We start from the raw sequence: 25,525 nt of genomic DNA on the forward strand, positions 1-25,525 counted from the left end.
GTCAAAAAATGCTAGAATACGGCACCTGATAAATCTCACATAATCCTTGTGATGAGTTTATTAATGTAATGTTGCGATTTTGGTATCTCAAATTTACCAAAACCGGACACTGTAATGTCGTGTCTAAGGGCGATTTTAAAACGTCCCGAATTTACGCAATTAAAAGAATCTTTTTCCCGATAAAGTAGTGCAAGTGCGTATGATTACAATAAAGAAGGGTTTGGATCTTCCTATCGCAGGAACTCCATCCCAGGTGATTAATGATGGTAAGTCCATCACTAAAGTCGCCTTGCTTGGCGAAGAGTACGTTGGTATGCGTCCTACGATGCATGCTCGCGTTGGTGATGAAGTGAAGAAAGGCCAAGTTCTTTTTGCAGATAAAAAGAACCCAGGTGTTGTATTTACTTCTCCAGCAAGCGGTAAAGTTATTGAAGTGAACCGTGGTGCTAAGCGTGTTCTTCAATCAGTAGTGATTGAAGTAGCAGGCAATGAGCAAATCACGTTCAATAGCTATGAAGCTAACCAACTAGTAGGTCTTGACCGTGAAACGGTTAAAGCTCAGTTAGTTGAGTCTGGCGCATGGACCGCTTTGCGAACTCGTCCGTTCAGCAAGGTTCCAGCAGTTGATTCTGAAACTCAGGCTATTTTCGTTACTGCTATGGATACTAATCCGCTAGCAGCTGAGCCAGAATTAATCATTAACGAGCAGTCTGATGCTTTCGTTGCTGGTTTAGATCTTCTTTCAACTCTGACTAACGGTAAAGTGTACGTTTGTAAAAAAGGTACTAGCTTACCTCGTTCAGCTCAGTCTAACGTTGAAGAACATGTTTTTGATGGCCCACACCCTGCAGGTCTTGCAGGCACGCATATGCATTACCTATATCCGGTAAATGCACAAAATGTAGCGTGGAGCATTAACTACCAAGATGTTATCGCATTCGGTAAGCTTTTCCTTACTGGTGAGATTTACTCTGAGCGTGTTGTTTCTCTGGCTGGTCCAGTGGTGAACAACCCACGTCTAGTTCGTACTCAAATTGGTGCTAGCCTTGAAGAGTTGACAGACAGCGAGTTAATGCCAGGCGAAGTTCGTGTGATTTCTGGTTCTGTACTTACGGGTACTGAAGCAACAGGTCCACATGCTTTCCTTGGTCGTTACCATCAGCAAGTTTCTGTTCTACGTGAAGGTCGTGATAAAGAGCTATTCGGCTGGGCTATGCCTGGTAAGAACAAGTTCTCTGTTACTCGTTCATTCCTTGGTCACCTGTTTAAAGGTCAGTTGTTCAACATGACAACGACGACAAACGGTAGTGACCGCTCAATGGTTCCAATTGGTAACTACGAGCGCGTAATGCCTCTAGATATGGAACCTACATTGCTGCTTCGTGATCTATGTGCAGGCGACATTGATAGTGCTCAAGCACTTGGTGCGCTAGAGCTAGACGAAGAAGATGTAGCATTGTGTACCTTTGTATGTCCAGGTAAGTACGAGTACGGTCAACTACTTCGTGAATGCCTAGATACGATTGAGAAGGAAGGGTAATTTTCATGGGCCTTAAAAAGTTTCTTGAAGACATCGAGCATCATTTTGAGCCAGGTGGTAAACACGAGAAGTGGTTTGCGCTTTACGAAGCAGCAGCGACAGTGTTCTACACGCCAGGTCTTATTACAAAGAAAAGCTCGCACGTTCGTGATAGCGTTGATTTAAAACGTATCATGATCATGGTTTGGTTCGCGGTATTCCCAGCAATGTTCTGGGGTATGTACAACGCGGGTGGCCAAGCTATCGCAGCACTTAACCATATGTACGCAGGCGCTGAACTAGCATCTGTTATCAGTGGTAACTGGCACTACTGGCTAACCGAAATGCTTGGAGCCTCCTTAGGAGCCGATGCAGGTGTTGGCAGTAAGATGCTACTTGGTGCGACTTACTTCCTACCTATCTACGCAACGGTATTCATCGTTGGTGGTTTCTGGGAAGTTCTGTTCTGTATGGTGCGTAAGCACGAAGTAAACGAAGGTTTCTTTGTTACTTCTATCTTATTCGCACTTATCGTTCCGCCAACACTTCCTCTATGGCAAGCAGCACTAGGTATTACCTTCGGTGTTGTAGTCGCTAAAGAGATCTTCGGTGGTACGGGTCGTAACTTCCTGAATCCTGCACTTGCTGGTCGTGCGTTCCTATTCTTTGCATACCCTGCACAGATTTCAGGTGACGTAGTTTGGACTGCTGCAGACGGTTTCTCTGGTGCAACTGCTCTTAGCCAATGGGCTCAAGGCGGCGGTAGCGCACTAATGAACGTAACATCTGGTGAAGCAATCACTTGGATGGACGCATTCATTGGTAACATCCCAGGTTCTATCGGTGAAGTATCGACTCTAGCACTTATGATTGGTGCTGCGATGATCGTTTACATGCGTATCGCTTCATGGCGCATCATTGCTGGTGTGATGATCGGTATGATTGCTGTGTCTACGCTGTTTAACGTGATCGGTTCTGATACTAATGCAATGTTCAGCATGCCTTGGCACTGGCACCTAGTTCTAGGTGGCTTCGCATTCGGTATGTTCTTCATGGCGACTGACCCAGTATCAGCTTCATTTACCAACAAAGGTAAGTGGTGGTACGGCATCCTAATCGGCGCAATGTGTGTAATGATTCGTGTAGTTAACCCTGCATACCCAGAAGGCATGATGCTTGCGATTCTATTCGCAAACCTATTTGCTCCTCTGTTTGACCACGTTGTAATCGAGAAGAACATTAAGCGGAGACTAGCGCGCTATGGCAAGTAATAACGATAGCATTAAAAAGACGCTGTTTGTTGTTATCGCATTGAGCCTAGTGTGCTCAATCATCGTTTCAACAGCTGCAGTTGTTCTTAAACCTAAGCAACAAGCTAACGCGGTTTTGGATCAGCAAACTAAGATCCTTGAAGTTGCGGGCATTGAACTTGCGGGTAATATCCCTGAACTGTACGCAGAGAACATTGAACCTCGTCTAGTTGATTTCGCTACTGGCGATTTCGTTGACGGCGACGCTGCTGCATACGACCAACGTAAAGCGGCAAAAGATCCAGCTCAGTCAATCAAGCTTTCAGCTGAAGATGACATCGCTAAGATCCTTCGTCGTGCTAACACGGGTACTGTATACCTTGTGAAAGATGGCGCTGAAACTTCTAAAGTTATCATCCCTGTTCACGGTAACGGTCTATGGTCAATGATGTACGCATTCGTTGCGGTAGAAACTGATGGCAACACAGTTTCTGGTATCACTTACTACGAGCAAGGTGAAACTCCTGGACTTGGTGGTGAAGTTGAGAACCCATCTTGGCGCGCTCAATTCGTTGGTAAGAAATTATTCGACGAAAACCACAAACCTGCTATTCAGGTTGTTAAAGGTGGCGCTCCTCAAGGTTCTGAGCACGGTGTAGATGGCCTTTCTGGTGCAACACTGACTAGCGTTGGTGTTCAACATACATTTGACTTCTGGTTAGGTGATATGGGCTTTGGTCCGTTCCTAGCAAAAGTTCGTGACGGAGGTCTGAACTAATGTCTAGTGCAAAAGAAATTAAAAAGAGCATCTTAGCGCCGGTGTTGGACAACAACCCAATCGCGCTACAGGTTCTTGGTGTGTGTTCTGCTCTTGCGGTAACCACTAAGCTAGAAACAGCATTTGTTATGACTATCGCGGTAATGTTCGTTACTGCTCTGTCTAACTTCTTCGTTTCTTTGATCCGTAACCACATTCCTAACAGTGTGCGTATCATCGTTCAGATGGCAATTATCGCATCATTAGTAATCGTGGTAGACCAAGTGCTTAAAGCATACCTATACGATATCTCTAAGCAGCTATCTGTATTCGTAGGCCTAATCATTACTAACTGTATTGTAATGGGTCGTGCTGAAGCATTCGCAATGAAGTCTGCGCCAATCCCATCTCTAATCGATGGTCTTGGTAACGGTCTTGGTTACGGTTTCGTTCTTATCACTGTTGGTTTCTTCCGTGAGCTTCTAGGCTCTGGCAAACTATTTGGTATGGAAGTACTACCTCTAGTGAGCAACGGTGGTTGGTATCAGCCAAACGGCTTGATGCTTCTAGCACCTTCTGCATTCTTCCTAATTGGTTTCTTGATTTGGGCAATTCGTGTGTTCAAACCAGAACAAGTAGAAGCGAAGGGGTAAGGTAGTCATGGAACATTATATTAGTCTGCTAGTTAAATCGATTTTCATCGAAAACATGGCGCTTTCTTTCTTCCTAGGTATGTGTACATTCCTAGCGGTATCTAAGAAAGTTAAAACTTCTTTTGGTCTTGGTGTTGCGGTAGTTGTAGTACTTACAATCGCTGTTCCTGTAAACAACCTTGTTTACACACACATCCTGAAAGAAAACGCGCTTGTTGAAGGTGTCGATTTAAGTTTCCTTAACTTCATCGCATTCATCGGTGTTATCGCGGCACTTGTACAAATCCTAGAGATGGTTCTAGACCGTTTCTTCCCACCTTTGTACAACGCACTAGGTATCTTCCTTCCACTGATCACAGTTAACTGTGCAATATTTGGTGGTGTATCTTTCATGGTAACTCGTGACTACAACTTTGCTGAATCTGTTGTTTACGGCTTCGGTTCTGGTGTGGGTTGGATGTTAGCTATCGTTGCTCTTGCGGGTATCCGTGAGAAGATGAAGTACTCTGACGTACCTCCAGGTCTTCGTGGCCTTGGTATCACGTTCATTACTGTTGGTCTGATGGCGTTAGGCTTTATGTCTTTCTCTGGTGTTCAACTGTAGGGTAAGCACCCAGTAATAAGGAATAACAAATGCAAAGCATTATTCTTGGCGTAGCGATGTTTACCATTATTGTATTGGCTCTAGTACTAGTGATTCTTTTCGCTAAGTCTAAGCTAGTACCATCAGGTGACATCACTATTGCTGTAAACGGCGACCCTGAAAAGGCGATCGTTACTCAACCTGGTAGCAAGCTACTTGGTGCCCTAGCTGGCGCTGGTATCTTCGTATCTTCTGCTTGTGGTGGCGGTGGCTCTTGTGGTCAGTGTCGTGTAAAAGTTAAGTCTGGTGGTGGCGACATCCTTCCGACTGAACTTGATCACATCACAAAAGGTGAAGCTCGCGAAGGCGAACGTCTTGCATGTCAAGTTGCTATGAAAACTGACATGGAGATTGAACTAGACGAAGATATCTTTGGTGTTAAAAAGTGGGAATGTACTGTTATCTCGAATAACAACGAAGCTACTTTCATCAAAGAACTTGCTCTAGCGATCCCTGAAGGTGAAGAAGTTCCGTTCCGCGCGGGTGGTTACATTCAGATTGAAGCTGAACCACATCACGTGAAATACGCAGATTACGATATTCCTGAGGAATACCGTGGTGACTGGGATAAGTTCAACTTGTTCCGTTACGAGTCTATCGTTAAAGAGCATTCAATCCGTGCTTACTCTATGGCTTCATACCCAGAAGAGAAAGGCATCATCAAGCTTAACGTGCGTATCGCAACTCCGCCGCCAAACAACCCTGACGTAGCTCCTGGTGTGATGTCTTCATACATCTGGTCTCTTAAAGAAGGCGACAAATGTACTATTTCTGGTCCATTTGGTGAGTTCTTTGCTAAAGACACAGACAATGAAATGGTATTCATCGGTGGTGGTGCAGGTATGGCGCCAATGCGTTCACATATCTTCGACCAACTTAAGCGTCTTAACTCTACTCGTAAGATGTCTTACTGGTACGGTGCACGTTCTAAGCGTGAGATGTTCTACATTGAAGATTTCGATGGCCTAGCGGCTGCAAACGAGAACTTCGTGTGGCACTGTGCTCTGTCTGATCCTCAACCAGAGGACAACTGGGACGGTTACACAGGTTTCATCCACAACGTATTGTACGAAAACTACCTGAAGGATCACGAAGCTCCTGAAGACTGTGAGTACTACATGTGTGGTCCACCAATGATGAACGCGGCTGTTATCGGCATGCTGAAAGATCTTGGTGTAGAAGATGAAAACATCCTACTAGATGACTTCGGTGGTTAATCCATTTAAGTGATTGATATTATGGCTGACTCTCACGAGTCAGCCATTTGTTTTTCTAAGACTATTTTTGACAACATACTGGCTTATATAAGAAAGAGTAAGGCATTCAAAATACCTATTTTTTACTCTTATTTTTCCTTATATAAATCCTCAACATTAGACAGGAGTAAGCAAGTGAGAATTTGGCTTGTTGCATTAACTTCTTTGATTTTTCTTGCGGGCTGTGAGCAGGCAAGAGAGCAAGTGCATTTAAGTGGCCCAACAATGGGTACCAGTTACAACATTAAATACATCAATGGTGATGAATTTCCTGAGTCTAATGAAGTTCATACTGAGATCGATCGTCTACTTGAAGAAGTGAATGATCAAATGTCGACTTACCGTGAAGATTCAGAGCTGAGCCGTTTCAACCAACATAAAGGTGCGGACGCATTCGAAGTCTCTGAACAAACCGCTATCGTTGTGAAAGAAGCGATTCGTTTGAACGGTCTTACTGAAGGAGCGTTGGACGTTACGGTTGGTCCATTAGTTAATCTTTGGGGTTTTGGTCCTGAAGCGCGTCCGGAAGTCGTTCCATCAGATGAAGAGCTTGCTGCTCGTAAAGCTAAAGTTGGTATTCACCACTTGAGCGTTGAAGGCAACAAGCTCACTAAAGACTTGCCTAATTTGTATGTCGACCTGTCAACCATTGCAAAAGGCTGGGGTGTTGATGTTGTTGCTGATTACCTTGATTCAATTGGTATTCACAACTACATGGTAGAAGTAGGCGGTGAAATCCGTTTGAAAGGCCTAAACAGAGAAAGTGTAGGCTGGCGTATTGCCATCGAAAAGCCAAGTATTGACGAGCGCAACATCCAAGAGATCATCGAGCCCGGTGATATGGCGATCGCAACGTCTGGTGACTACCGCAACTATTTTGAGCGTGATGGTGTTCGTTACTCACACATCATCAACCCAGAAACAGGAAAGCCTCTTCATCATAAAGTGGTTTCTGTGACTGTTTTAAACCCGTCTTCAATGACTGCAGACGGCTTATCTACTGGCCTTATGGTCTTAGGTGAGGAAAAAGGAATGGAAGTCGCAAACCAACATAACATCCCAGTGTTCATGGTGGTAAAAACAGCAGATGGCTTTAAAGAAATTGCTTCTGAAGCATTTAAGCCATACTTAGGTAAATAAGGTAAGCGAGATAATTATGAATACATTTCTGATTACATTTGGTGTTTTTCTTGCAGTAATCGCAGCGATGTCAATTGGCTACATTATCCAAAAGAAAGTTGTGAAAGGTAGCTGTGGCGGTTTGGGTGCTGTTGGTATTGATAAAGTATGTAACTGCCCTGAGCCTTGTGACGCGCGTAAGAAGCGTGAAGCACGTGAAGCTTACCGTGAAGAGAAGTTGGCTGAGCGTCAACAAAAAGAAGCGGCTTGGAGTAAAGACCGTATCGCTTAATTGGTGACATTCATAAGGGTTAGAGTTATCTATGCCCTCAAATTGAAAAGCTCAAGATTATCGTCTTGAGCTTTTTTGGTTTTGAGGCTTAGTCATTTATCTTGGTATACCAAAAATGGAAACAGAAGCGAATGACTATTGTTCGATTTGCATGCTGTTACGCGCAAACACTAGTTGGTTTCTACCTTGCTCTTTTGCCGTATAAAGAAGCTCATCAGCGGCTTTGATCTGCTCATCTAGCTTCGCGTCTAAATCGGTTACGCCGATACTGATACTGACCTTGATTTTTTGAGAGTCATGCTCAACTACATGGCTTTCAATGGCTTCTCTCATGGACTCTAAGTTGTCAACGAAGCTCTCAAACGCGCCGCACGACTGAATACAAAACTCTTCGCCGCCGAAGCGCACAGCGACATCGTCTTTGAAATGATCTTTGATGATTTTCCCTACATCGATCAGCACGGCATCACCACCATCGTGGCCAAAGGTATCATTCACTTTCTTAAAGAAGTCGATGTCCATCATCGCGATGTTTCGTTGATCGCAGCCTTTACAAGGATGATTGAACAGGTAGCGACGATTCCATAAGCCAGTAAGAGCATCCTCGTTGGCATGTCGAAATAGCTCATTAGCCGCTTCTTTCATATCAAGCAGCTGGTGGATACGGCAGAAAAACTCTTCTTGGTTAAAAGGCTTGTAAAGGAAATCGTTAGCCCCCGCTTTAAGGAATCGCGCTGTCATGGTGCGGTCATCACTCCCGGATAATCCTAGAATGGCCAACTGGTTTCTGTCGTGATCGCGTCGAATCTCACGGATCATCGCTATACCGTCTTTCTTAGGCATATCATGGTCTGTAACAACGAATGTAATATCGGGGTCGTTATGAAGAAGCTTTAATGCTTGTTCGCCATCTTCAGCTTGAATAGTTTGGATATATTGGTGTTCTAGAAGTTGAACTATGTAACGGCGAACGACTGCCGAATCATCGACTACCAGTGCTTTGTGGTGGCGATTATTCGAAATTCTTTGAACTAGAGGGAGTAGGTAGCTTACTGATGACATACTGTCTTTAAGTATGTAATCGATCACGCCTTTGGCTAGGACTTGCTCTCGTAGTTGATTGTCGAACATCCCGGTCAGGACAATTATTTTCTGTTGATAGCCTAAGACGAGATCAATGATCTCACCGTCTTGCCCGTCAGGTAAGCAGTAATCTAATACGGCACACAAGAAATCCGTCTCTTGTTCCAAGATGTTTTTTGCTTCTGCAATCGATTCAGCAACTGCTACCTCATAGCCGCTATTTTTCAGCTGTTGGTACAGGTAGTTGCGAAATGCTCGGCTATCTTCCACTACTAGTATTTTTTCACTCACAAGCGATCCCTACTTATAGACTAAATACTCGTTAACAATAGTATCAGAAGAGCTTATGGCTATTGAAGAGAAACCTCTTTAGCTGGACTCGAGATCGTTTTAAATCTGATAATAATTGGATTATACTGTTTATAGATACAGTTGTAAGGTCGGGTAATTCCTAGATGTGTAGCGCGGGTGAAGAGAAAGTAAGAAAAATAATTCATGTTGATATGGATTGTTTTTACGCGGCTGTAGAAATGCGTGATAACCCTGCTTACCGAAATCGCCCGTTAGCTGTTGGTGGGCATGAAAAGCAACGCGGTGTTTTGAGCACCTGTAATTACGAAGCCCGCAAGTTTGGTGTTCGCTCTGCAATGCCGACAGGAAAAGCCCTACAGCTTTGTCCTAATCTGTTAGTTGTGCCGGGAAGAATGTCGGTCTATGTCGAGATATCTAAAAAGATCCGCGAAATCTTCTCTCGATACACATCAATCATTGAACCTCTTTCCTTGGATGAAGCTTTCCTAGATGTTACTGATTCTAAGCAGTGTCATGGTTCAGCAACACTCATTGCCGAGTCGATTCGCCGTGATATCTGGAATGAGCTTAACCTGACCGCTTCTGCAGGAATTGCGCCGATTAAATTCTTGGCGAAAGTGGCCTCGGATCTGAATAAGCCCAATGGTCAGTTTGTTATCCCTCCACAAGACGTGCAAGCTGTGATTGATGAGCTGCCACTTGAAAAGATTCCCGGTGTTGGCAAGGTGAGTATTGAAAAGCTGCATCAAGCGGGTTTCTTTACTTGTAAGGATATTAAAGAGTCTGACTATCGAGACCTGCTACTCAAGTTTGGCCGTCAAGGTGCATCACTTTGGAAGCGCAGTCATGGCATTGATGATCGAGAAGTTATCATGGAGCGCGAGCGAAAATCAGTAGGGGTAGAGCGCACCTTCACCCAAAACATTTCAACCTACGCAGAATGTTGGCAGGTAATCGAAGACAAGCTATTTCCTGAACTCGAAACTCGCTTAGAAAAAGCCAGCCCAAGTAAAGCTATCATCAAGCAGGGCATTAAGCTCAAGTTCGCCGACTTTCAACAAACCACGATTGAACACATCCACGCCTCTTTAGATCGTGAACACTTCAAAGAACTGCTAAGTGAAATACTGAAAAGACAACAAGGGCGAGAGATACGTCTACTTGGTTTAAGCGTAATGCTGCAACCCAAAGACCAAATGCGTCAGTTGAGTTTCTTTTAGGGAAAGGCGCTGAGAATTTAGGCTTAGAGGTGTTACTGGAAATGTTGGTGTTTGAATACCGACTAGGTTTGATAACCTAGTCGGTTTTTTCTAAACAAGGAAGTTGGGTTACCTAGGAAGCAGTTTAACTCGCGCTAAGGTATCACTGAACGGTTGCTGCTCTAGCTTACCGTAACCGACCATTTTACTGGCCTTGAGTTTGGTTGAAAGCGGGGTGGCGATTCCACATAAGAAGCGAGTAATTGCCTCGTCGGTAATCAGTTGTTGGCTGTTGGAAATGAACTCATGTATCCATGTCATCACCGTCTCATCATCGACAGGGTCAACATCAACGGTTGGTAAGATTGCCACTTCTCCTCGACATACAGAGCAATGACCGCAGTCTGTTGGTGCCTTATCATCGGCAAAATAACTTGCAAGGCGTGAGCTTAGGCAAGTATCCGCCTCAAAGAAATTCAGCATTTGGTTAAGGCGGTTTATCTCGCTGTTTTCTTTTGCTTTAAACAACTCAGTTAGACGCTCTGACAGTTGCATCATATCTTCAGAAGTATTGTGGATCGCGTAGACATCGGTGATCTGCTTGCTTTCTAGTTCAATCCAACCTTGTTCATTGAAGTAGTCGATAGCCGCAATCACACGCTGGCGATCGGCTTGGAAGTGAGTCCAAAGCGCATCGAAGTCGACTTGGCACCACACTCTTGCTTGAGGAGAGCATTGGAAAATAGCTTCGACAAATTGACGACGTTCACTTTGGAACTGTTCGGTGATTTGTTGTTTCGGGCGAATGAACTTAAATTTGTAGTCTGCGAAGTAACTGTACTTAGGCTCGATCACGCCTTCAATTTCGAGATACACCAGCAGAGTTTTTAGCGGTAACTGACGAATGTTGGATTCACGTGATAGTTGGTTAAGCATGATCTCCCATTGATTCGAGCCAGAAGCGCCAATGTTTTGATTTTCGTAGATCTCTTTTAATACCGCTTGGATCGATATGTTGTCTGGCGTATCACCAAAAACGAAGTTCTCGAGTGTGCTCAAACCATGCTTGTTAGCCAGTAAAATACATTCAGACGCTTGCCCGTCTCGACCAGCCCTGCCGATCTCTTGTGAGTAGTTCTCTATCGATTTTGGTAAGTCAAAGTGAATAACTCGGCGAATATTGGACTTATCCACGCCCATACCAAATGCAATGGTTGCCACGATACAACTCACTTCATCATTCATGAATTGATGTTGAATTGCATCTCGGTTTTCAGGCTTAAGACCCGCATGGTAAGCCACTGCATTAACGCCAGCGTTACGAAGTTGCTGAGCCACCATCTCTGCTGTTTGTTGAAGGGTGACATAAACAATAGTAGGAGCGAGAGAAGCTTGGTTAACCACATTGCACAAGGTTTCTAACTTGCTGGTTTGTTCACAAGGTTGAATCGACAGATCGAGGTTTTGACGATAGAAGCCCGTAACCACAACGCGCTCCTCATCAATTTCAAACTTTGACTTCATATCTTGGATAACCGATGTGGTCGCAGTGGCTGTCAGTAGCAGAACCTGAGGAATATTGAGCTGCTTTTGGTATTGAGGAAGCTTCAGGTAATCTGGTCTGAAGTTGTGTCCCCATTCTGAAATACAGTGCGCTTCATCGACCACAAGCAGTGAGATTGGTACTTGGGAGATAAACTGGCGAAAGCGTTCGTTCTTCAAGCGCTCAACGGAGATCATGAGGATCTTGGTGTCACCGTTACGTACCGACTGCATAACCTGTTGTGTGGTTTGTCTGTCTTGGCTTGATTCGATTGCAGCTGCACTAATGCCTTTACTGTGCAGGAAAGCGAGTTGGTCTTTCATTAAAGCTAACAGTGGCGATATCACCAAGGTTAAGTGCGGTAACTCTAATGCTGGTAATTGATAGCACAGCGATTTACCTGAGCCTGTCGGGAATATCGCGGCAGTCGAGTGACCAGATAGAACGTTATCAATGACTTGCTTTTGCCCATTACGCAGTGAGTCGAATCCGAATACTTGTTTTAGCTTCTGCTCAATCATTTATGTTCTACCTGAGTTATTAAGTGTCGTATTGATGCTAAAGCGGGCGCCTATTCATGATAGCGTCGCTTGATGAATCAAATGTCTTGCACCTGATTGTACCTAATTCTATTCTGTAGCTCCTATAGAAAAGCACCCCAATAGTATGAATAAGTCTGAGCTTCGCCAAATAATCATAGAGCAACTCGAATCCCGATTACGTATCGCACAATCTGCTACTCAACGCGCGATTGACGCTGCGACAGATGAAGAGACAGTGCCTGAGCATAAGTACGATACATTGGCACTAGAAGCTTCGTATCTCGCCCATGGTCAAGCGGTGAGGGTGCAAGAGTGTGAGGACGACATTCAGTGTTATCGCAACTTAGTGCTGCGTGATAGTGAGAAGATTGCAGTGAGCAGTTATGTTGTGGTCATAGACGAGCGTGATCAATATAAACACTTCTTTATGGGGCCGAGAGTCGGCGGACTTTCTGTCACGTGGAATGAGAATGAGATAGCCATCGTGACGGCAAATGCACCTTTTGGTCAGGCTCTAATGGGTAAAGAAGTTGGTGATGAGATTGAGTTTAAAGTCGCTGATAAGCAGTTTTGCTATGAAGTTATCTCTATCGACTAACTAACTGACTAATAGATATAAAACGTTTCTCTGACAAATAGGCATAATCCAAGGGTATAGTAATCTGTCAGATTGATGAGAGGATGTTATGAAAAACAATGTATTAATTGCATCACTAACAGCAGTTATCGCTGTTGTGAGCCTGCCAACGTTTGCTGCTCAGTGTCGAGTTGATTTGAAAAATGAGCTACGAATCGATGACCAAAAAGTCGAAATCCATCAAGTGAATGGTGATACGGCCGTTTTTGATGATAACAACGACCTCTATATCCATGGTGAGAAGGTTGAGCTTGATGCCGACCAACAAGCGGCGATTGAGAAATACCGCGAAAACATGAGTGAGTACTTACCTCGAGCGAAACAAATGGCGAACGATAGCTTAGCGTTAGCCAATGACGTGATTGATGATATCGCGGCTAGCCTGGATTCACCTGAGTCATTTGATAATGTAAAAGAATCAATGAAAACCTACTTTTCAGAACTGGAAGCGCGTTATTACAAAGATGGCGAATTAGTGTTACCTGCAGAAAGCTTTGATTCGATGGCCAATGGCTGGTCTGAAGATTTTGAGAAGGCGAAAGAAATATTTAACCAAGAATTTATCTCTAGCGCTTTTAATGCGATGTCAGAAAAAATGAAACAAGACGGTGGCCTAAACCTGACTGAATTGGCTGACAGCATGGCTGAATTAAAGCTGAAAGTTGAAGAGCGAATGAAAGAACACTCTCAACAAGTACAAGAAGAAGCGAATGAGTTCTGTGATTCTCTGGATGAGATGGCGGAACAAGAACAAGAGTTGCATGAAATCATTCCGAACTTAAAAGATTACCAAGTATTCACAATTTAATTCGAGTCTAGTGATGAATAGCAAGAGCACCGGTTGGTGCTCTTTTTGTTTGTATAAATGGAACTACACGGCGAGTATTTATCTCAATTCAATCCATTTCCTTCTTAAGCCTACTGCTTCGCTTTGTTGCTTGCAATTGAACGATAAGACTGGTTTTTTGTTAATTTTGTGGTTCCAAATAGCGCATTGATTGTAAAAAACAGAGAATTGTTCATTTATTGGTTGTGCCTATCATTGCTTTTTATTACTGTACTTCTCAACTAGTTCACTGATTTTTAATGCGGGCGATATGGACCAACAATCTTCCTCTTCAAGAGAGCACTTTAGCTCTCGTTTAGGCTTTATTTTAGCAGCGGCTGGTGCAGCGGTTGGCTTGGGTAATATTTGGGGTTTCCCGACTCAAGTTGCCAGCAATGGTGGTGGCGCTTTCCTTTTAGTCTATTTGATCATGATCTTCGTGGTTGCTTTCCCTATGCTGGTGGTAGAGATGGCTATCGGCCGTCACGGCCAAGCAAACCCAGTTGATAGCATGCGATCTTTGACGACAAATCCTTTGGGTAAGAAAGTCGGTGAGTTTGTCGGTTGGATTGGACTGAGTGTACCAAGCGCTGTGTTGGCGTTTTACAGTATTGTTGGTGGCTGGTTGATCTGTTTCCTAATTGGTGCCGTCGCTGATCTTATCGGCCTAGAAGCGATTGCTGATTGGTTTAAAGGCTTCAGTGTTGAGCGCAACGTATTTGGTACCGTCGCGTTCTATGTACTGACTATCTTGATTGTGCAGGGCGGTGTTAAGCAAGGCATTGAGAAGTGGTCGACTCGTTTGATGCCTGCGCTGTTTGTTTTATTTGGCTTATTGTTTGTTTACATCATGACGCAATCTGGCGCGATGGAAGGCCTAAAACATTACCTAGTTCCGGACTTTGAGAAAGTGTGGGATAGAAAACTGATTCTGGCGGCAATGGGACAGGGCTTCTTCTCACTCACCATTGGTGGTTGCTCGATGTTGGTTTATGGCTCTTACCTAAGCAAGAAAGAGAACCTGCCAAAAATGGCGATGAACGTGACTCTGGTGGATACTGCTGTCGCTTTTATTGCTGGCTTAGTGGTGATGCCAGCAATGTTTGTTGCGATGCAAAAAGGCGTTCAAATCTACGCTGAAGACGGCTCACTATTAAGCTCTGACACTCTAGTATTCACGGTTCTGCCGTTGATGTTTGATAGTTTAGGTGTGCTTGGTCAGATCTTTGCGATTGTGTTCTTCTTACTACTAACGATTGCTGCACTGACTTCGTCGATTTCGATGCTTGAAGGCCCGGTTGCGCTAGTGAGTGAGCGTTTCAATACCAGACGAACGCCAACAAGCTGGGTAATTGGTGGTGCTATCGCGCTGTTTAGTGTGGTAATTGTTTACAACTTTGCTGCGATGTTTGGAATGGTAGCGATGATTGCAACTCAGTACCTTCAACCAGTCGCTGCACTGATGTTCTGTGTGTTTGGTGGTTGGGTATGGAGCCGAGCTTCAAAAGTGAAAGAGCTTGAACAAGGTTGTCCTGATTTTCAGCTTGGTTGGTTTGGTAAGGTTTGGCCAATGTATGTGAAGTTTGTGTGCCCAATCTTGGTCGCAACGGTTATCTGGGCTTCTTTCGGTTAATGCTGATCCTTATCAGGACTTTTTGAATCCAAACCCTCAGAAGAACTTGAAATATTAAGCACAAAGCCACTCATAAGGAGTGGCTTTGTTGTTTTTATATAAAGCTTAGTGGCACGAAATATAAAGCTTTAGCGGCGCGAACAAGATAGAAAAAAGCGCTGAACATAATATTCAGCGCCTTTGCATTGTTCGTTAAGCAATCGTGATTACTTAATTTCCATACCTTGAGCTTGTAAGTCTGCATGGTAAGAAGAACGTACAAACGGACCACACGCTGCGTGAGTGAAGCCTAGCTCTAGAGCAATCTCTTTCAGCTCATCGAACTCAGAAGGCGGCACGTAGCGTTCTACTGGTAAGTGGTGACGACTTGGTGCTAGGTATTGGCCTAGTGTCAGCATAGTCACACCATGTTCACGAAGGTCTTTCAGTACTTGAACGATCTCTTCTTTTGTCTCACCAAGACCCATCATCACGCCTGATTTTGTTGGGATATCAGGGTGCTGCTCTTTGAATTTCTTCAGTAGATCAAGAGACCACTTGTAGTTCGCACCTGGACGCGCTTTACGGTATAGACGTGGCGCTGTCTCTAGGTTGTGGTTGAAAACATCTGGCGGGTTGTCTTTCATTAGATCAAGTGCAACGTCCATACGACCGCGGAAGTCTGGAACCAGTGTTTCGATACGAATATTTGGGTTTAGTTCGCGAATCTCACGGTTACAGTCAGCAAAGTGCTGAGCACCGCCGTCACGCAAGTCATCACGGTCAACTGAAGTGATTACAACGTACTTCAGTTTCATGTCTTGAATTGTTTTAGCCAGTTTCTTCGGCTCTTCAGCTTCAGGAGCAACAGGACGACCATGGGCAACATCACAGAACGGGCAGCGACGAGTACAGATAGCGCCAAGAATCATAAACGTTGCCGTACCGTGGTTGAAACACTCGGCTAGGTTAGGACAAGACGCTTCTTCACAAACTGAGTGCAGGTTGTTTTTGCGCATTGCTGATTTGATTTCTTGAATACGATGGCTGTCTGAAGGAAGTTTAATCTTCATCCATTCAGGCTTACGTAGAACTTCTTTCTGTTCAGCAGGCATATTCTTTACGGGAATTAATGCCATTTTGTCAGCGTCACGATATTTAACGCCTTTTTCCATTTGGATTGGTTTGCTCATGATTTTATGCTTCTGCTGTAATGTTACTGGTGGCTTGAATGTCTACTTGGTCATAGCCGAGTAGCTCTACGAGCTCTTGTATTAACTGTTGCTCAACGTTTTCTAGTTCACTTGGTCCGCCGAGTTGGCTTACTTGCGCCATTTCCATACCTTGGTAACCACATGGGTTAATACGTAGGAATGGAGAAAGATCCATATCGACGTTGAGTGCTAACCCGTGGAACGAGCAGCCACGTCGAATACGTAATCCAAGTGAACAGATTTTCTTGCCATCGACATAAACACCAGGAGCGTCAGGTCGGGCAGCTGAATCTATATTGTAAGCTTTCAGAGTATTGATTACGAGGCTCTCGATATGAGTAACCAAATCACGCACTCCGAATTTCTTGCGACGGATGTTAATCAGAAAGTAAGCGACTAATTGGCCTGGGCCGTGATAAGTCACTTGGCCACCGCGATCGCTTTGTATCACAGGGATATCACCGGCATTTAATACATGCTCGGCTTTACCTGCTTGTCCTTGAGTGAAGACAGGGTTGTGTTCAACCAACCAAACTTGGTCTACGTCTTCTTCCGTGCGTTCGTCTGTGAACTTATGCATGGCTTTCCATACAGGTTCGTAATCCTGACGGCCTAATTTTTTTACGATTAGCTTATTTTGCAAAGCTGCACTCCCTCAAGGATTAATAAAGTGAACGCATTATAAACGCGAAACATGATTCTAACTACAGACGGACTGCAAGGTTTTTCAACTTTCTTTGTATTTATTGAAAATTAAGTTGAATGAATTTGAGCTAGATAGGGGGCTTTAAACAAAAACAGCGGCAATAAGCCGCTGTTTTTCATGTGTAATCGGAGATTACAGAACCATACGAACGATTTCGATCTCGCCCAGTTCTTTATAAAGAGTTTCTACTTGCTCAATTGAAGTCGCAGTAATATTGATAGAAACAGAGTGGTAGTTACCTTTTGCACTCGGTTTTAGCGTTGGGCTGTAGTCACCAGGAGCATGACGCTGGATCACTTCTAGTACTAGCTCAGTCAGTTCTGGCTTAGCGTGGCCCATTACTTTGTAAGTGAATGAACAAGGGAACTCTAAGAGGTCTTTTAGTTTTGCATCAGAATTGATGTTCATGATTAGCTCCAAAAGGCTAGACTCTCGCAAATTGGCGAAATGTCGATAAAAAGCGTGTTCGGTCAACAGACACGAGTAATAAGGCGGAATATTACGTGTAAATATCACCGAACTCAAGATCAACAAAAGCCGCACATGGCGGCTTTTGGTTCGCTAATGAGTAAATCATGAACTTACTCATTAGGTTAGCTATACAACAAGCTTAGGTTTTACCTAGAACAAACCTTTGGCTTGTTTAGAATAAACCCTTGAACAGAAGAACTAGGTAGTCCCATAGACGGCTGAATAGGCTGCCTTGGTCTACATCTTCAAGTGCTAGTAGTGGGTATTCAGCAACGTCTTCACCGTCTACTTGGTAGAATAGTTTACCAACCACATCGCCTTTGCTGATTGGCGCTTCTAGTTCTTTCTCAAGAACGAAGCTTGCCTTCAGGTTCTTAGCTTGACCACGAGGTAGCGTTACGAAAGTATCTTCGTCGACACCCAGTGCAACTGTGTCCTTGCTACCCATCCAGATCTTCTCTTCTACGAAGGTTTCACCGGCTGTGTGTGGTGCCACTGTTTCAAAGAAGCGGAAGCCGTAGCTAAGCAGTTTTTTGCTTTCTGTTTTACGAGCATTCGCATTCTTGGTGCCCATAACTACAGCAACCAGGCGCATTTTGCCTTCTGTCGCCGAGCTTACTAGGCTGTAACCTGCGTTGCTTGTGTGGCCTGTTTTAATGCCATCAACGTTCATGCTCTTATCCCATAACAGACCATTACGGTTGTATTGGGTGATGCCGTTGTATGTGAATTTCTTCTCTGAGTAGATACGGTACTCGTCTGGCACGTCGCGAATCAGCGCCTGACCAAGTAGCGCCATATCGTAAGGCGTTGAGTATAGGTTCGGGTTGTCTAGACCGTGCACGTTAGCAAAGTGCGTGTCTTTCATGCCGATAGAGCTTGCCCAAGCGTTCATTAGGTCAACGAATGCATCTTCAGAACCAGCGATGTGTTCAGCCATAGCAACACATGCATCGTTACCCGATTGAATGATGATACCGCGGTTCAGTTCTTCAACTTTAACCGTAGTGCCAACTTCAACGAACATCTTAGATGAATCTGGGAAGTTTTTAGCCCAAGCATTTTCACTGATTACAACATCGTCGTTTAGGTTGATGTTGCCACGATCGAGCTCTTGGCCGATCACGTAGCTCGTCATCATCTTGGTTAAACTTGCTGGAGAAAGCTGAGTATTCATCTCTTTCTCTGCTAGTACTTTGCCTGAATGGTAATCCATCAGAACAAAACCTTTAGCGGCGATTTGAGGTGCATCAGGAACAACAATAGGAGCGGCGAATGACGATGTAGCTATCGTTGCAGAAAGAGCAACAGAAGTAGCAAAAATCGATTTAACAAGTTTATTAGATTTAATCATTTTGAATGCAATTATTTGGTGAACTATTCATATATTAACAGAATCACTCTGTCACACCAGAGCGCTGATTACCAGAAGTAACTGTTAGATTAATTAGCGAGTTAGGGTGTGTTTTTTTATATAAGCTGACGGGTAACCCATTAGTTTAACTTGTTCTAATTTCTCTTGAGTCAGAGCATAGTCATGAAATGGCCCAATCATCAGACGGTAGTTGTCATCATTTGGCTGCAAGAACGTTGCTACTTCTAGCTTTTCGGCTAGATCTTTCGCTAACTTCTCTGTTCTATCTTCATGCGGAGATGTCGCGACTTGAATAATAAATTGTGGTAAAGCAGCCTTTTTATTTGCGTCGGTTGGCATAGCTACAGTAATGACTTCAATCTCAACATTTGCCGTGCCGGTTCTTAACACATCGAGCTTGTAAGCTGCCGCATAACTAAGGTCAATGATTCGGCCTTCATGGAATGGGCCTCGGTCATTGATACGAACAATCGTCGTTTTGTTATTGTCGGTATTCGTCACTTTTACATAGCTTGGAATTGGTAATGTTTTGTGCGCCGCAGACATCGAATACATGTCGTAGATCTCGCCGTTAGACGTTAAGTGACCATGAAATTTCTTACCGTACCAAGAGGCTTTGCCTTTCTCAGTAAACCCTTCGGTCTTCTTTACGATCTTGTAGTCTTCGCCACGTAAAGTGTAATCCGTGTTACCACCTAAACTATAAGGTTCATACTGAGGGTGAGCATCCTCGAGGTGCTCTACTGAGATCGGTGCATCTGGTGCAATATCTGAATCAATATCGTAGCGCCCTGTTGGCTGTTTTGAAGAACAACCATTGATTAAAATCGCTAGCCCCAAGATAGAGACTATTTTTTTGATTGGCAGCTCTTCAACCAAAGATGCTTTTTTTTGAAACGTTGTAATAGACATCGATTAGGTCGCCTTTGAGAATGCTTTTCTGTGTGTATGTATCGACATTAAAATACCAAAACCAGCCATAAGGGTAACCATTGAAGTACCGCCATAACTGACTAGAGGAAGAGGAACACCAACCACAGGTAGAATGCCACTTACCATGCCAATGTTTACAAAAATATAAACGAAGAAGCTCAGTACAATACTGCCACCCATCATTCGACCGAATGCGGTTTGAGCTTGGCTCGCAAGCACTAAGCCACGTCCAATAATAAACAGGTAGATAGCAAGCAAGAACAATATACCAATCATCCCCCATTCTTCGGCAATGACCGCAAAAATGAAGTCGGTATGACGCTCTGGGATGAACTCCAGTTGAGATTGAGTGCCTTGCAACCAACCTTTTCCAGATATACCACCCGAACCTATCGCAATCTTACTTTGAATGATGTGGTAACCCGCACCTAATGGATCTGATTCAGGATCAAAGAGGGTTCTTACACGTACCTTTTGATATTCACGCATCAAGAAGAACCATAAGATTGGGATAAATGCCCCTAACGCGATTGCAGCGCTAGCTATGATTTTCCAACTGATACCTGCCAGGAATATCACGAAGATACCAGATGCGGCGATAAGGATAGATGTACCTAGGTCAGGTTGCTTTGCGATTAGAATCGTCGGTACAAACACCATCACTAGCGAGATCGCTAATGTTTGGAAGGTGGGCGGAAGTGAGCGCTTACCGATAAATCGTGCCAGCATCAAAGGCACCGCCAGCTTTAACAGCTCTGACGGTTGGAAGCGAACAAAGCCGAAGTTTAACCAACGCTGTGCACCTTTAGAGGCTTCACCAAAGAACAACACGCCTAATAGCAAGATGACACCACCTGCAAATAGTAGTGGTGCCAAGGTCTCATAAGTGCGAGGTGAGATTTGCGCTAGGAAGATCATCACACCTAAAGACAGAGCCATACGCATCGCCTGGCGATCCATCATCGCAAGGCTTTGTCCGCTTGCGCTGTACATGATCAGTAGGGCAAAGCCCATTAAAACCAGAATGCCAAGCAATAGCGGCAGGTCGATATGCAGCCTTTCGAATAGGGCTCTATTTCGTCCAGTTGAAGGATCAAGTTTCATTATTTAATTGGCTCACTTTGATAATCTTCTGCAAGGATAATATGGTCTAAAATCCTTCTTACTACTGGGCCGCCGTTAGAAGAGCCGCCACCTGCGTTCTCTAGAACGATAGTTACGACGGCTTCAGGATCTTCAAAAGGCGCGTAACCCGTAAAGAGGGCGTGATCGCGTAAGTGTTCTGCGATTTCATCCGCGTTGTACTCTTCATCTTCTTTTAAGCCGAATACCTGCGCAGTACCCGATTTACCCGCGGTTTGGTAAGACATCTTCTGGAATGAACGTCTTGCCGTACCTTTCTTACCGTGGTTAGCCAGCCTCATACCTTCCTGAGCGATATCCCAATACTTTTTCTTAACCCCGGTTAGCGGTGGGTAAGTTTCAATGTCCGACATGATTTGTTCATCGAATGGACGACCGTTATCAATGGTTGAACGAAGTAGGTGAGGTGCGGTTACTTCACCTTCATTGACCAAAACTGATGTGGCTTTTGCAATCTGCATTGGTGTTGCAGTCCAGTAGCCCTGTCCAATACCAACTGGGATGGTGTCACCTTGGTACCAAGGCACACGGTGTCTTGCCATCTTCCAATCACGAGTTGGCATATTGGCTTTGCTTTCTTCATAAATATCGATGCCAGTATAATCACCAAAGCCGAACATCATCATCCATTTGGATATGCGATCAATGCCCAGATCATAAGCAATTTGGTAAAAGAAAGTATCCACTGACTCTTCAATCGCTTTCTCTATATCAACGACCCCGTGTCCCCAACGCAACCAGTCACGGAATGGTCTGGTTTTTGAATTAGGGATCTTCCAATAACCTGGGTCATTACGCGTTGTATTGGGTGTAATCACACCTTCTTGCAGAGCAGCAACAGCAATGAATGGCTTGATCGTCGATGCTGGTGGATAAATACCTAGCGTTGCACGGTTAACCAAAGGGCGGTCTTTGTCTTGAAGTAGGGCGTTATAACCTTTAGACGAAATACCATGTACGAATGCATTTGGGTCGTAACTTGGGCTAGATACCATAGCTAACACGCCATTGTCTTTCGGGTCGAGAACGATAGCTGAACCGCGGCGGCCATCAAGTAACTTATGTACGTATAGTTGTAGCTTGATATCCAAGTTGAGCACGATATCTTTACCAGGAACCGACGGTACAAATTTTAGAGTACGGATCACTCGTCCACGGCTGTTAACTTCGACTTCTTGATAGCCAGCGGTACCGTGAAGCATGTCTTCGTAGTAGCGCTCAATACCAAGTTTACCGATGTCGCGAGTGGCTTGGTAATTGGCGTCTTTTTCTTCGCGAACCAAGCGCTGCATATCACGGTCATTGATGCGCGACACGTAGCCAATCACGTGAGTTAACACATCACCATAAGGGTAGAAACGTTTTAGCGTACCTGTAACTTCAACACCTGGGAACTTATGCTGATTTACAGAGAAGATCGCAACCTGTTCTTCGGTAAGTTGATTCAGAATAGGTACTGACTTGAAGCGTCGTGAATTGCGACGATCACGATCAAATCGTTCAATACGCTCTGGCGGGATCTCGATTAATTCTTGTAGACGGACGAGCGTGTCATCCATATCTTTGATTTTTTCTGGTGTGATTTCTAGGTTGAAAACCGGGCGATTTTCGGCAAGAAGTACACCGTTGCGATCGTAAATCAAACCACGGTTAGGGGCGATTGGAACGACCTTGATGCGGTTATCGTTAGAGCGGGTTTTATAGTCTTGATATTGATTGACCTGAATGTTGTACAGGTTAACAACCAACATCGATATCAGGACTATGATCCCCGCAAACGCAACAAAAGCACGATTAGTAAATAGTCGTGCTTCTGCTTTGTAATCACGGATTTGGCTACGTTTACGTAACATTAACGCTTATTCTCGATGATAAGGGTGGTTAGCAGTGATGCTCCAAGCTCGATACAAGCTTTCAGCCATGATAACGCGTACTAATGGGTGAGGGAGAGTAAGCGCAGACAGAGACCAACTTTGGTCTGCTGCCGCTTTACATGCAGGTGCTAATCCTTCAGGCCCGCCAATAAGGATAGAAACGTCGCGTCCATCCAATTTCCAACTTTCCAATTGCTCTGCCAGCTGTGGGGTATCCCATTTTTTACCTGGGATATCAAGCGTGACAATACGGTTACCTTTTGGAACGGCTGCCAACATTGCTTCGCCTTCTTTTTGAAGGATTCGCGCAATATCCGCATTTTTACCGCGCTTGCCCGCAGTGATTTCAATGAGTTCTAATGGCATGTCATGAGGGAAGCGGCGTTTATATTCTTTAAAGCCTTCTTCAACCCACTTTGGCATTTTTGTACCAACTGCGATTAACTGGATCTTCAAAGCTTAGCCCCAAAGTTTTTCTAGTTGGTACAGTTCACGGTGTTCTTCTTGCATAACGTGAAGCATGCTTGTGCCCATATCTAGAACAACCCATTCACCTTCTTGCTGGCCGTCCATGCCTAGTGGTTGCATGCCTGCTTTACGTACTTCATCAGCAACATGCTGTGCAATAGAGGCAACATGGCGCTTAGAGGTGCCAGTACAAACAATCATGTAATCAGTAACACTTGATTTGCCTTCTACATCGATAGTCACAATCGATTCTGCTTTCATGTCGTCGGCTTTGTCTGCAAGAAAATCTTTTAGTTCTTCACGTAACACGGGGTGTTCCTTTAATCTGAATTTAGCTTTTTAGGGGCTGTTGACCCTAGAATATACCACGCTTTTATGCGTGAAATGGTATTGAAGCTGAAGGGATACAAAACTCTACGCTTAACTGATGAATTAGTGGCCAAGGCGACTGCCCATATTGAGTTTTTGTCATCAATTCAGCTTGAGTGAGCAACGCGAACAAAGAGTGTAATTGAGAAATCGAAACTCTTGTTAGCGCGGCGTTATAAAGCGGCTTTTTAGATTGCCAGATACGGTGTTTGTCGAAGACTTGACCAATCGGCATCTGTTTCATTTGTTGCTGCATTTGCAACAACAAGGCAAGTTCACGCTGGATACTACGCAGTAAAATGACGGGCTCTATACCCTCGGCTTCCAATTGTCTTAGGATTCGTTGTGCTCGGTTTCCTTTGCCTGCTAATAACGCATCACTCCAATGGAATGGAGTAAAGTGGTTGTGTCGACTCAGCGATTCTTCTAAGCGTACTAATGTGAGCTTTCCATCTGGGTATTGGAGAGCCAGTTTTTCTAGGCTTTGGGTTAGTGCAAATAGATTACCCTCGTGCCATTGCGCCAGCATTTGTATCGCCTCAGGATCTGGCGTTAAACCGATTTTACGGCAGCGTGCTTGGACAAACTGAGGTAATCGACTGACATCTGGTGTTAAGCAACTTACCCAATGCCCCTGATTCGAGAGCGCCTTAAACCACTTCGCGCTTTCTTGAGCTTTAGTTAATTTAGTGCCCACTAAGATCAACAAGATATCGCTATGGATATGCTCGGAGATCGCGAGTAACTCTTTTGCTATCGCGGCATTGACGCCTGACTCTGGCAATTCAAGTTCGATGACTTGACGGCTAGAGAATAGGCTCAGTGCTTGAGTGCAGTCGTAGACTTGATTCCAGTCGAGGCTGCTATCAATAGCAAAGCGGTGACGCTCTTCGAAACCTTGCTGTTTTGCAGCGTTTTGAATTGCTTCTCGGCTTTCTTGTAACAGCAGAGGTTCGTTACCAAAAATGAGGTAAACACTGCTTAGCTGTTTAGCTAGTTGTTCCGATAAGCGGTCAGCAAAAATACGCATCAAATAAACCTATTACTTAGTCGATTCGTTTTCTGTTGGCTGTTCTTCTGAAGCCGGCACGATCTCAACGTCTTCAACTTCGATGTTTTTAATGTTGTATTGCTTTTCAAGTTCTTTTACTTGAACGTGCTCTAGTTCTTCTAGGTTCATGTTTCCAGCGGCAATAGTCGCTTTGAGGCGAGCCATTTGGCGAAGAATTTGGCTTGTTGCCAGCTTACGCATTTCGTCTTCGATCATGTCGCGCTCAACCGATTTCGCAAGTGCTGTTAGCGGGTTATCTAGATAGCTACGGGTTACGCTAGTAGAGAATGTCTTTGAGCCAATTTCAGGGATAGTGACACGATAAGAAGAGCGGAATGTCAGCTCTTTTTCTGCTGCACGAGTGTTTTGGTATAGAGAAAGGGTACGCTCACCAACGCTCTCACTAATAATGTGCAGGTTAGGGGTATTCTCAGCCGGTGGCACAATTTCTACATCATTCATACGTAGCTGACCTTTCATCATACGTGTAAACGTACTGTATTGGTCGTAACTGGTTACGGAGATCTTGTTGAGTTCTTCTGGTACGGAGTAATCACCACGCAGGTGGAAACCACACGCACTTAACAGGCTGACGGTTAAAACAACAATAGTAACTTTCAATGAAGATAGTGAAATCAGGCGCATTATTTGATGGCTCTCATGAAGGTAGAATACTTA

At 44.4% G+C, this 25,525-nt stretch carries 25 protein-coding genes; 12 read left to right on the forward strand and 13 right to left on the reverse strand.

The genetic code is table 11. The annotated features are described in order from the left end of the window. The first annotated feature begins 199 nt into the window (after window positions 1-199). The 8 genes from MSG36_RS19770 to nqrM all read left to right on the forward strand — a co-directional run bounded on the left by MSG36_RS19770 (window position 200) and on the right by nqrM (window position 7,489). Complete coding sequence (locus MSG36_RS19770) at window positions 200-1,540, forward strand: Na(+)-translocating NADH-quinone reductase subunit A (RefSeq protein ID WP_019823845.1); 1,341 nt, start codon at window positions 200-202, stop codon at window positions 1,538-1,540. Between the two features lie 5 nt (window positions 1,541-1,545). Then, window positions 1,546-2,790, forward strand: coding sequence for an NADH:ubiquinone reductase (Na(+)-transporting) subunit B (locus MSG36_RS19775; RefSeq protein ID WP_017067139.1), 1,245 nt, complete (start codon window positions 1,546-1,548; stop codon window positions 2,788-2,790). Further along, the gene (locus MSG36_RS19780) at window positions 2,780-3,547 is read left to right on the forward strand and encodes a Na(+)-translocating NADH-quinone reductase subunit C (RefSeq protein ID WP_017059911.1); all 768 of its coding nucleotides are present in this window, start codon (window positions 2,780-2,782) and stop codon (window positions 3,545-3,547) included. Before MSG36_RS19775 ends, MSG36_RS19780 begins: the two co-directional genes overlap by 11 nt. Continuing rightward, window positions 3,547-4,179 (forward strand): NADH:ubiquinone reductase (Na(+)-transporting) subunit D, encoded by a 633-nt coding sequence (locus MSG36_RS19785; RefSeq protein WP_008223083.1) that lies wholly within the window; start codon window positions 3,547-3,549, stop codon window positions 4,177-4,179. Before MSG36_RS19780 ends, MSG36_RS19785 begins: the two co-directional genes overlap by 1 nt. A 7-nt stretch (window positions 4,180-4,186) precedes the next feature. Continuing rightward, a complete protein-coding gene (nqrE, locus tag MSG36_RS19790; protein ID WP_009848375.1) occupies window positions 4,187-4,783 on the forward strand; it encodes an NADH:ubiquinone reductase (Na(+)-transporting) subunit E in 597 nt (198 codons plus the stop codon). 29 nt (window positions 4,784-4,812) lie between these two features. Beyond that, a complete protein-coding gene (gene nqrF, locus MSG36_RS19795) occupies window positions 4,813-6,039 on the forward strand; it encodes an NADH:ubiquinone reductase (Na(+)-transporting) subunit F (RefSeq protein WP_017631923.1) in 1,227 nt (408 codons plus the stop codon). Between the two features lie 174 nt (window positions 6,040-6,213). Beyond that, on the forward strand, window positions 6,214-7,218 hold the full coding sequence (locus MSG36_RS19800; protein WP_048607978.1) for an FAD:protein FMN transferase: 1,005 nt from the start codon (window positions 6,214-6,216) through the stop codon (window positions 7,216-7,218). Between the two features lie 16 nt (window positions 7,219-7,234). Then, window positions 7,235-7,489: a (Na+)-NQR maturation NqrM gene (gene nqrM, locus MSG36_RS19805; protein ID WP_009848378.1), complete on the forward strand. Its 255-nt coding sequence runs from the start codon at window positions 7,235-7,237 to the stop codon at window positions 7,487-7,489. Window positions 7,490-7,624: 135 nt separating this feature from the next. Here the strand turns inward: nqrM and MSG36_RS19810 are convergent, their stop codons facing one another. Continuing rightward, window positions 7,625-8,863 carry a response regulator gene (locus tag MSG36_RS19810; RefSeq protein WP_050633052.1) on the reverse strand — a complete coding sequence of 413 codons (1,239 nt, stop codon included), beginning with the start codon at window positions 8,861-8,863 and terminating at the stop codon, window positions 7,625-7,627. A gap of 164 nt (window positions 8,864-9,027) precedes the next feature. On the opposite strand from MSG36_RS19810, the gene dinB reads away from it, so the two are divergent. Continuing rightward, a complete protein-coding gene (dinB, locus tag MSG36_RS19815; protein WP_248369400.1) occupies window positions 9,028-10,104 on the forward strand; it encodes a DNA polymerase IV in 1,077 nt (358 codons plus the stop codon). A gap of 108 nt (window positions 10,105-10,212) precedes the next feature. On the opposite strand, the gene MSG36_RS19820 is transcribed toward dinB, so the two are convergent. After that, complete coding sequence (locus MSG36_RS19820; protein WP_248369402.1) at window positions 10,213-12,147, reverse strand: RecQ family ATP-dependent DNA helicase; 1,935 nt, start codon at window positions 12,145-12,147, stop codon at window positions 10,213-10,215. A gap of 145 nt (window positions 12,148-12,292) precedes the next feature. Between MSG36_RS19820 and MSG36_RS19825 the strand changes: the two genes are divergently transcribed. The 3 genes from MSG36_RS19825 to MSG36_RS19835 all read left to right on the forward strand — a co-directional run bounded on the left by MSG36_RS19825 (window position 12,293) and on the right by MSG36_RS19835 (window position 15,264). Next, window positions 12,293-12,766: a GreA/GreB family elongation factor gene (locus tag MSG36_RS19825; protein ID WP_248369404.1), complete on the forward strand. Its 474-nt coding sequence runs from the start codon at window positions 12,293-12,295 to the stop codon at window positions 12,764-12,766. 88 nt (window positions 12,767-12,854) lie between these two features. Then, window positions 12,855-13,613 carry a YggN family protein gene (locus MSG36_RS19830; protein ID WP_248369406.1) on the forward strand — a complete coding sequence of 253 codons (759 nt, stop codon included), beginning with the start codon at window positions 12,855-12,857 and terminating at the stop codon, window positions 13,611-13,613. Window positions 13,614-13,902: 289 nt separating this feature from the next. Next, window positions 13,903-15,264 carry a sodium-dependent transporter gene (locus MSG36_RS19835; protein ID WP_048614238.1) on the forward strand — a complete coding sequence of 454 codons (1,362 nt, stop codon included), beginning with the start codon at window positions 13,903-13,905 and terminating at the stop codon, window positions 15,262-15,264. Between the two features lie 206 nt (window positions 15,265-15,470). Here MSG36_RS19835 and lipA read toward each other — a convergent pair whose 3' ends face one another. From lipA to lptE, 11 genes are all read right to left on the reverse strand, one after another. Then, entirely contained in the window at window positions 15,471-16,436 is a 966-nt protein-coding gene (gene lipA, locus MSG36_RS19840; RefSeq protein WP_017064177.1) for a lipoyl synthase, read from the reverse strand. Window positions 16,437-16,440: 4 nt separating this feature from the next. Then, on the reverse strand, window positions 16,441-17,100 hold the full coding sequence (gene lipB / locus MSG36_RS19845) for a lipoyl(octanoyl) transferase LipB (RefSeq protein WP_248369408.1): 660 nt from the start codon (window positions 17,098-17,100) through the stop codon (window positions 16,441-16,443). Window positions 17,101-17,295: 195 nt separating this feature from the next. Next, window positions 17,296-17,574, reverse strand: a complete 279-nt coding sequence (gene ybeD, locus MSG36_RS19850) for a DUF493 family protein YbeD (protein WP_026084358.1) — start codon at window positions 17,572-17,574, stop codon at window positions 17,296-17,298. A 232-nt stretch (window positions 17,575-17,806) separates the two neighbouring features. Then, window positions 17,807-18,988, reverse strand: coding sequence for a serine hydrolase (locus tag MSG36_RS19855; RefSeq protein WP_017068508.1), 1,182 nt, complete (start codon window positions 18,986-18,988; stop codon window positions 17,807-17,809). A 93-nt stretch (window positions 18,989-19,081) separates the two neighbouring features. Further along, window positions 19,082-19,921, reverse strand: coding sequence for a septal ring lytic transglycosylase RlpA family protein (locus tag MSG36_RS19860; protein ID WP_048615264.1), 840 nt, complete (start codon window positions 19,919-19,921; stop codon window positions 19,082-19,084). Between the two features lie 3 nt (window positions 19,922-19,924). Beyond that, complete coding sequence (gene rodA / locus MSG36_RS19865; protein ID WP_048607962.1) at window positions 19,925-21,046, reverse strand: rod shape-determining protein RodA; 1,122 nt, start codon at window positions 21,044-21,046, stop codon at window positions 19,925-19,927. Further along, complete coding sequence (gene mrdA, locus MSG36_RS19870; RefSeq protein ID WP_248369410.1) at window positions 21,046-22,938, reverse strand: penicillin-binding protein 2; 1,893 nt, start codon at window positions 22,936-22,938, stop codon at window positions 21,046-21,048. Before mrdA ends, rodA begins: the two co-directional genes overlap by 1 nt. 6 nt (window positions 22,939-22,944) lie before the next feature. Continuing rightward, window positions 22,945-23,415 (reverse strand): 23S rRNA (pseudouridine(1915)-N(3))-methyltransferase RlmH, encoded by a 471-nt coding sequence (gene rlmH, locus MSG36_RS19875; protein ID WP_004735246.1) that lies wholly within the window; start codon window positions 23,413-23,415, stop codon window positions 22,945-22,947. Between the two features lie 3 nt (window positions 23,416-23,418). After that, window positions 23,419-23,736, reverse strand: a complete 318-nt coding sequence (gene rsfS, locus MSG36_RS19880; protein ID WP_004735247.1) for a ribosome silencing factor — start codon at window positions 23,734-23,736, stop codon at window positions 23,419-23,421. 64 nt (window positions 23,737-23,800) lie between these two features. Next, a complete protein-coding gene (gene holA / locus MSG36_RS19885) occupies window positions 23,801-24,826 on the reverse strand; it encodes a DNA polymerase III subunit delta (protein WP_248369412.1) in 1,026 nt (341 codons plus the stop codon). A gap of 12 nt (window positions 24,827-24,838) precedes the next feature. Further along, entirely contained in the window at window positions 24,839-25,492 is a 654-nt protein-coding gene (lptE, locus tag MSG36_RS19890; RefSeq protein WP_248369414.1) for an LPS assembly lipoprotein LptE, read from the reverse strand. Between the last annotated feature and the right edge of the window lie 33 nt (window positions 25,493-25,525).

This window comes from Vibrio sp. 1CM8B (genome assembly GCF_023161685.1).
Lineage (GTDB): Bacteria > Pseudomonadota > Gammaproteobacteria > Enterobacterales > Vibrionaceae > Vibrio > Vibrio coralliirubri.

Coding starts and splice junctions, on each gene's coding strand:
- MSG36_RS19830 (WP_248369406.1), top strand. CDS start 12,855: ATGAAAAACAATGTATTAATTGCATCACTAACAGCAGTTATCGCTGTT.
- lipA (WP_017064177.1), bottom strand. CDS start 16,436: ATGAGCAAACCAATCCAAATGGAAAAAGGCGTTAAATATCGTGACGCT.
- MSG36_RS19780 (WP_017059911.1), top strand. CDS start 2,780: ATGGCAAGTAATAACGATAGCATTAAAAAGACGCTGTTTGTTGTTATC.
- lptE (WP_248369414.1), bottom strand. CDS start 25,492: ATGCGCCTGATTTCACTATCTTCATTGAAAGTTACTATTGTTGTTTTA.
- mrdA (WP_248369410.1), bottom strand. CDS start 22,938: ATGTTACGTAAACGTAGCCAAATCCGTGATTACAAAGCAGAAGCACGA.
- holA (WP_248369412.1), bottom strand. CDS start 24,826: ATGCGTATTTTTGCTGACCGCTTATCGGAACAACTAGCTAAACAGCTA.
- MSG36_RS19775 (WP_017067139.1), top strand. CDS start 1,546: ATGGGCCTTAAAAAGTTTCTTGAAGACATCGAGCATCATTTTGAGCCA.
- MSG36_RS19835 (WP_048614238.1), top strand. CDS start 13,903: ATGGACCAACAATCTTCCTCTTCAAGAGAGCACTTTAGCTCTCGTTTA.
- rodA (WP_048607962.1), bottom strand. CDS start 21,046: ATGAAACTTGATCCTTCAACTGGACGAAATAGAGCCCTATTCGAAAGG.
- nqrM (WP_009848378.1), top strand. CDS start 7,235: ATGAATACATTTCTGATTACATTTGGTGTTTTTCTTGCAGTAATCGCA.
- nqrF (WP_017631923.1), top strand. CDS start 4,813: ATGCAAAGCATTATTCTTGGCGTAGCGATGTTTACCATTATTGTATTG.
- MSG36_RS19860 (WP_048615264.1), bottom strand. CDS start 19,921: ATGTCTATTACAACGTTTCAAAAAAAAGCATCTTTGGTTGAAGAGCTG.
- MSG36_RS19785 (WP_008223083.1), top strand. CDS start 3,547: ATGTCTAGTGCAAAAGAAATTAAAAAGAGCATCTTAGCGCCGGTGTTG.
- dinB (WP_248369400.1), top strand. CDS start 9,028: ATGTGTAGCGCGGGTGAAGAGAAAGTAAGAAAAATAATTCATGTTGAT.
- nqrE (WP_009848375.1), top strand. CDS start 4,187: ATGGAACATTATATTAGTCTGCTAGTTAAATCGATTTTCATCGAAAAC.
- MSG36_RS19825 (WP_248369404.1), top strand. CDS start 12,293: ATGAATAAGTCTGAGCTTCGCCAAATAATCATAGAGCAACTCGAATCC.
- MSG36_RS19855 (WP_017068508.1), bottom strand. CDS start 18,988: ATGATTAAATCTAATAAACTTGTTAAATCGATTTTTGCTACTTCTGTT.
- MSG36_RS19820 (WP_248369402.1), bottom strand. CDS start 12,147: ATGATTGAGCAGAAGCTAAAACAAGTATTCGGATTCGACTCACTGCGT.
- MSG36_RS19770 (WP_019823845.1), top strand. CDS start 200: ATGATTACAATAAAGAAGGGTTTGGATCTTCCTATCGCAGGAACTCCA.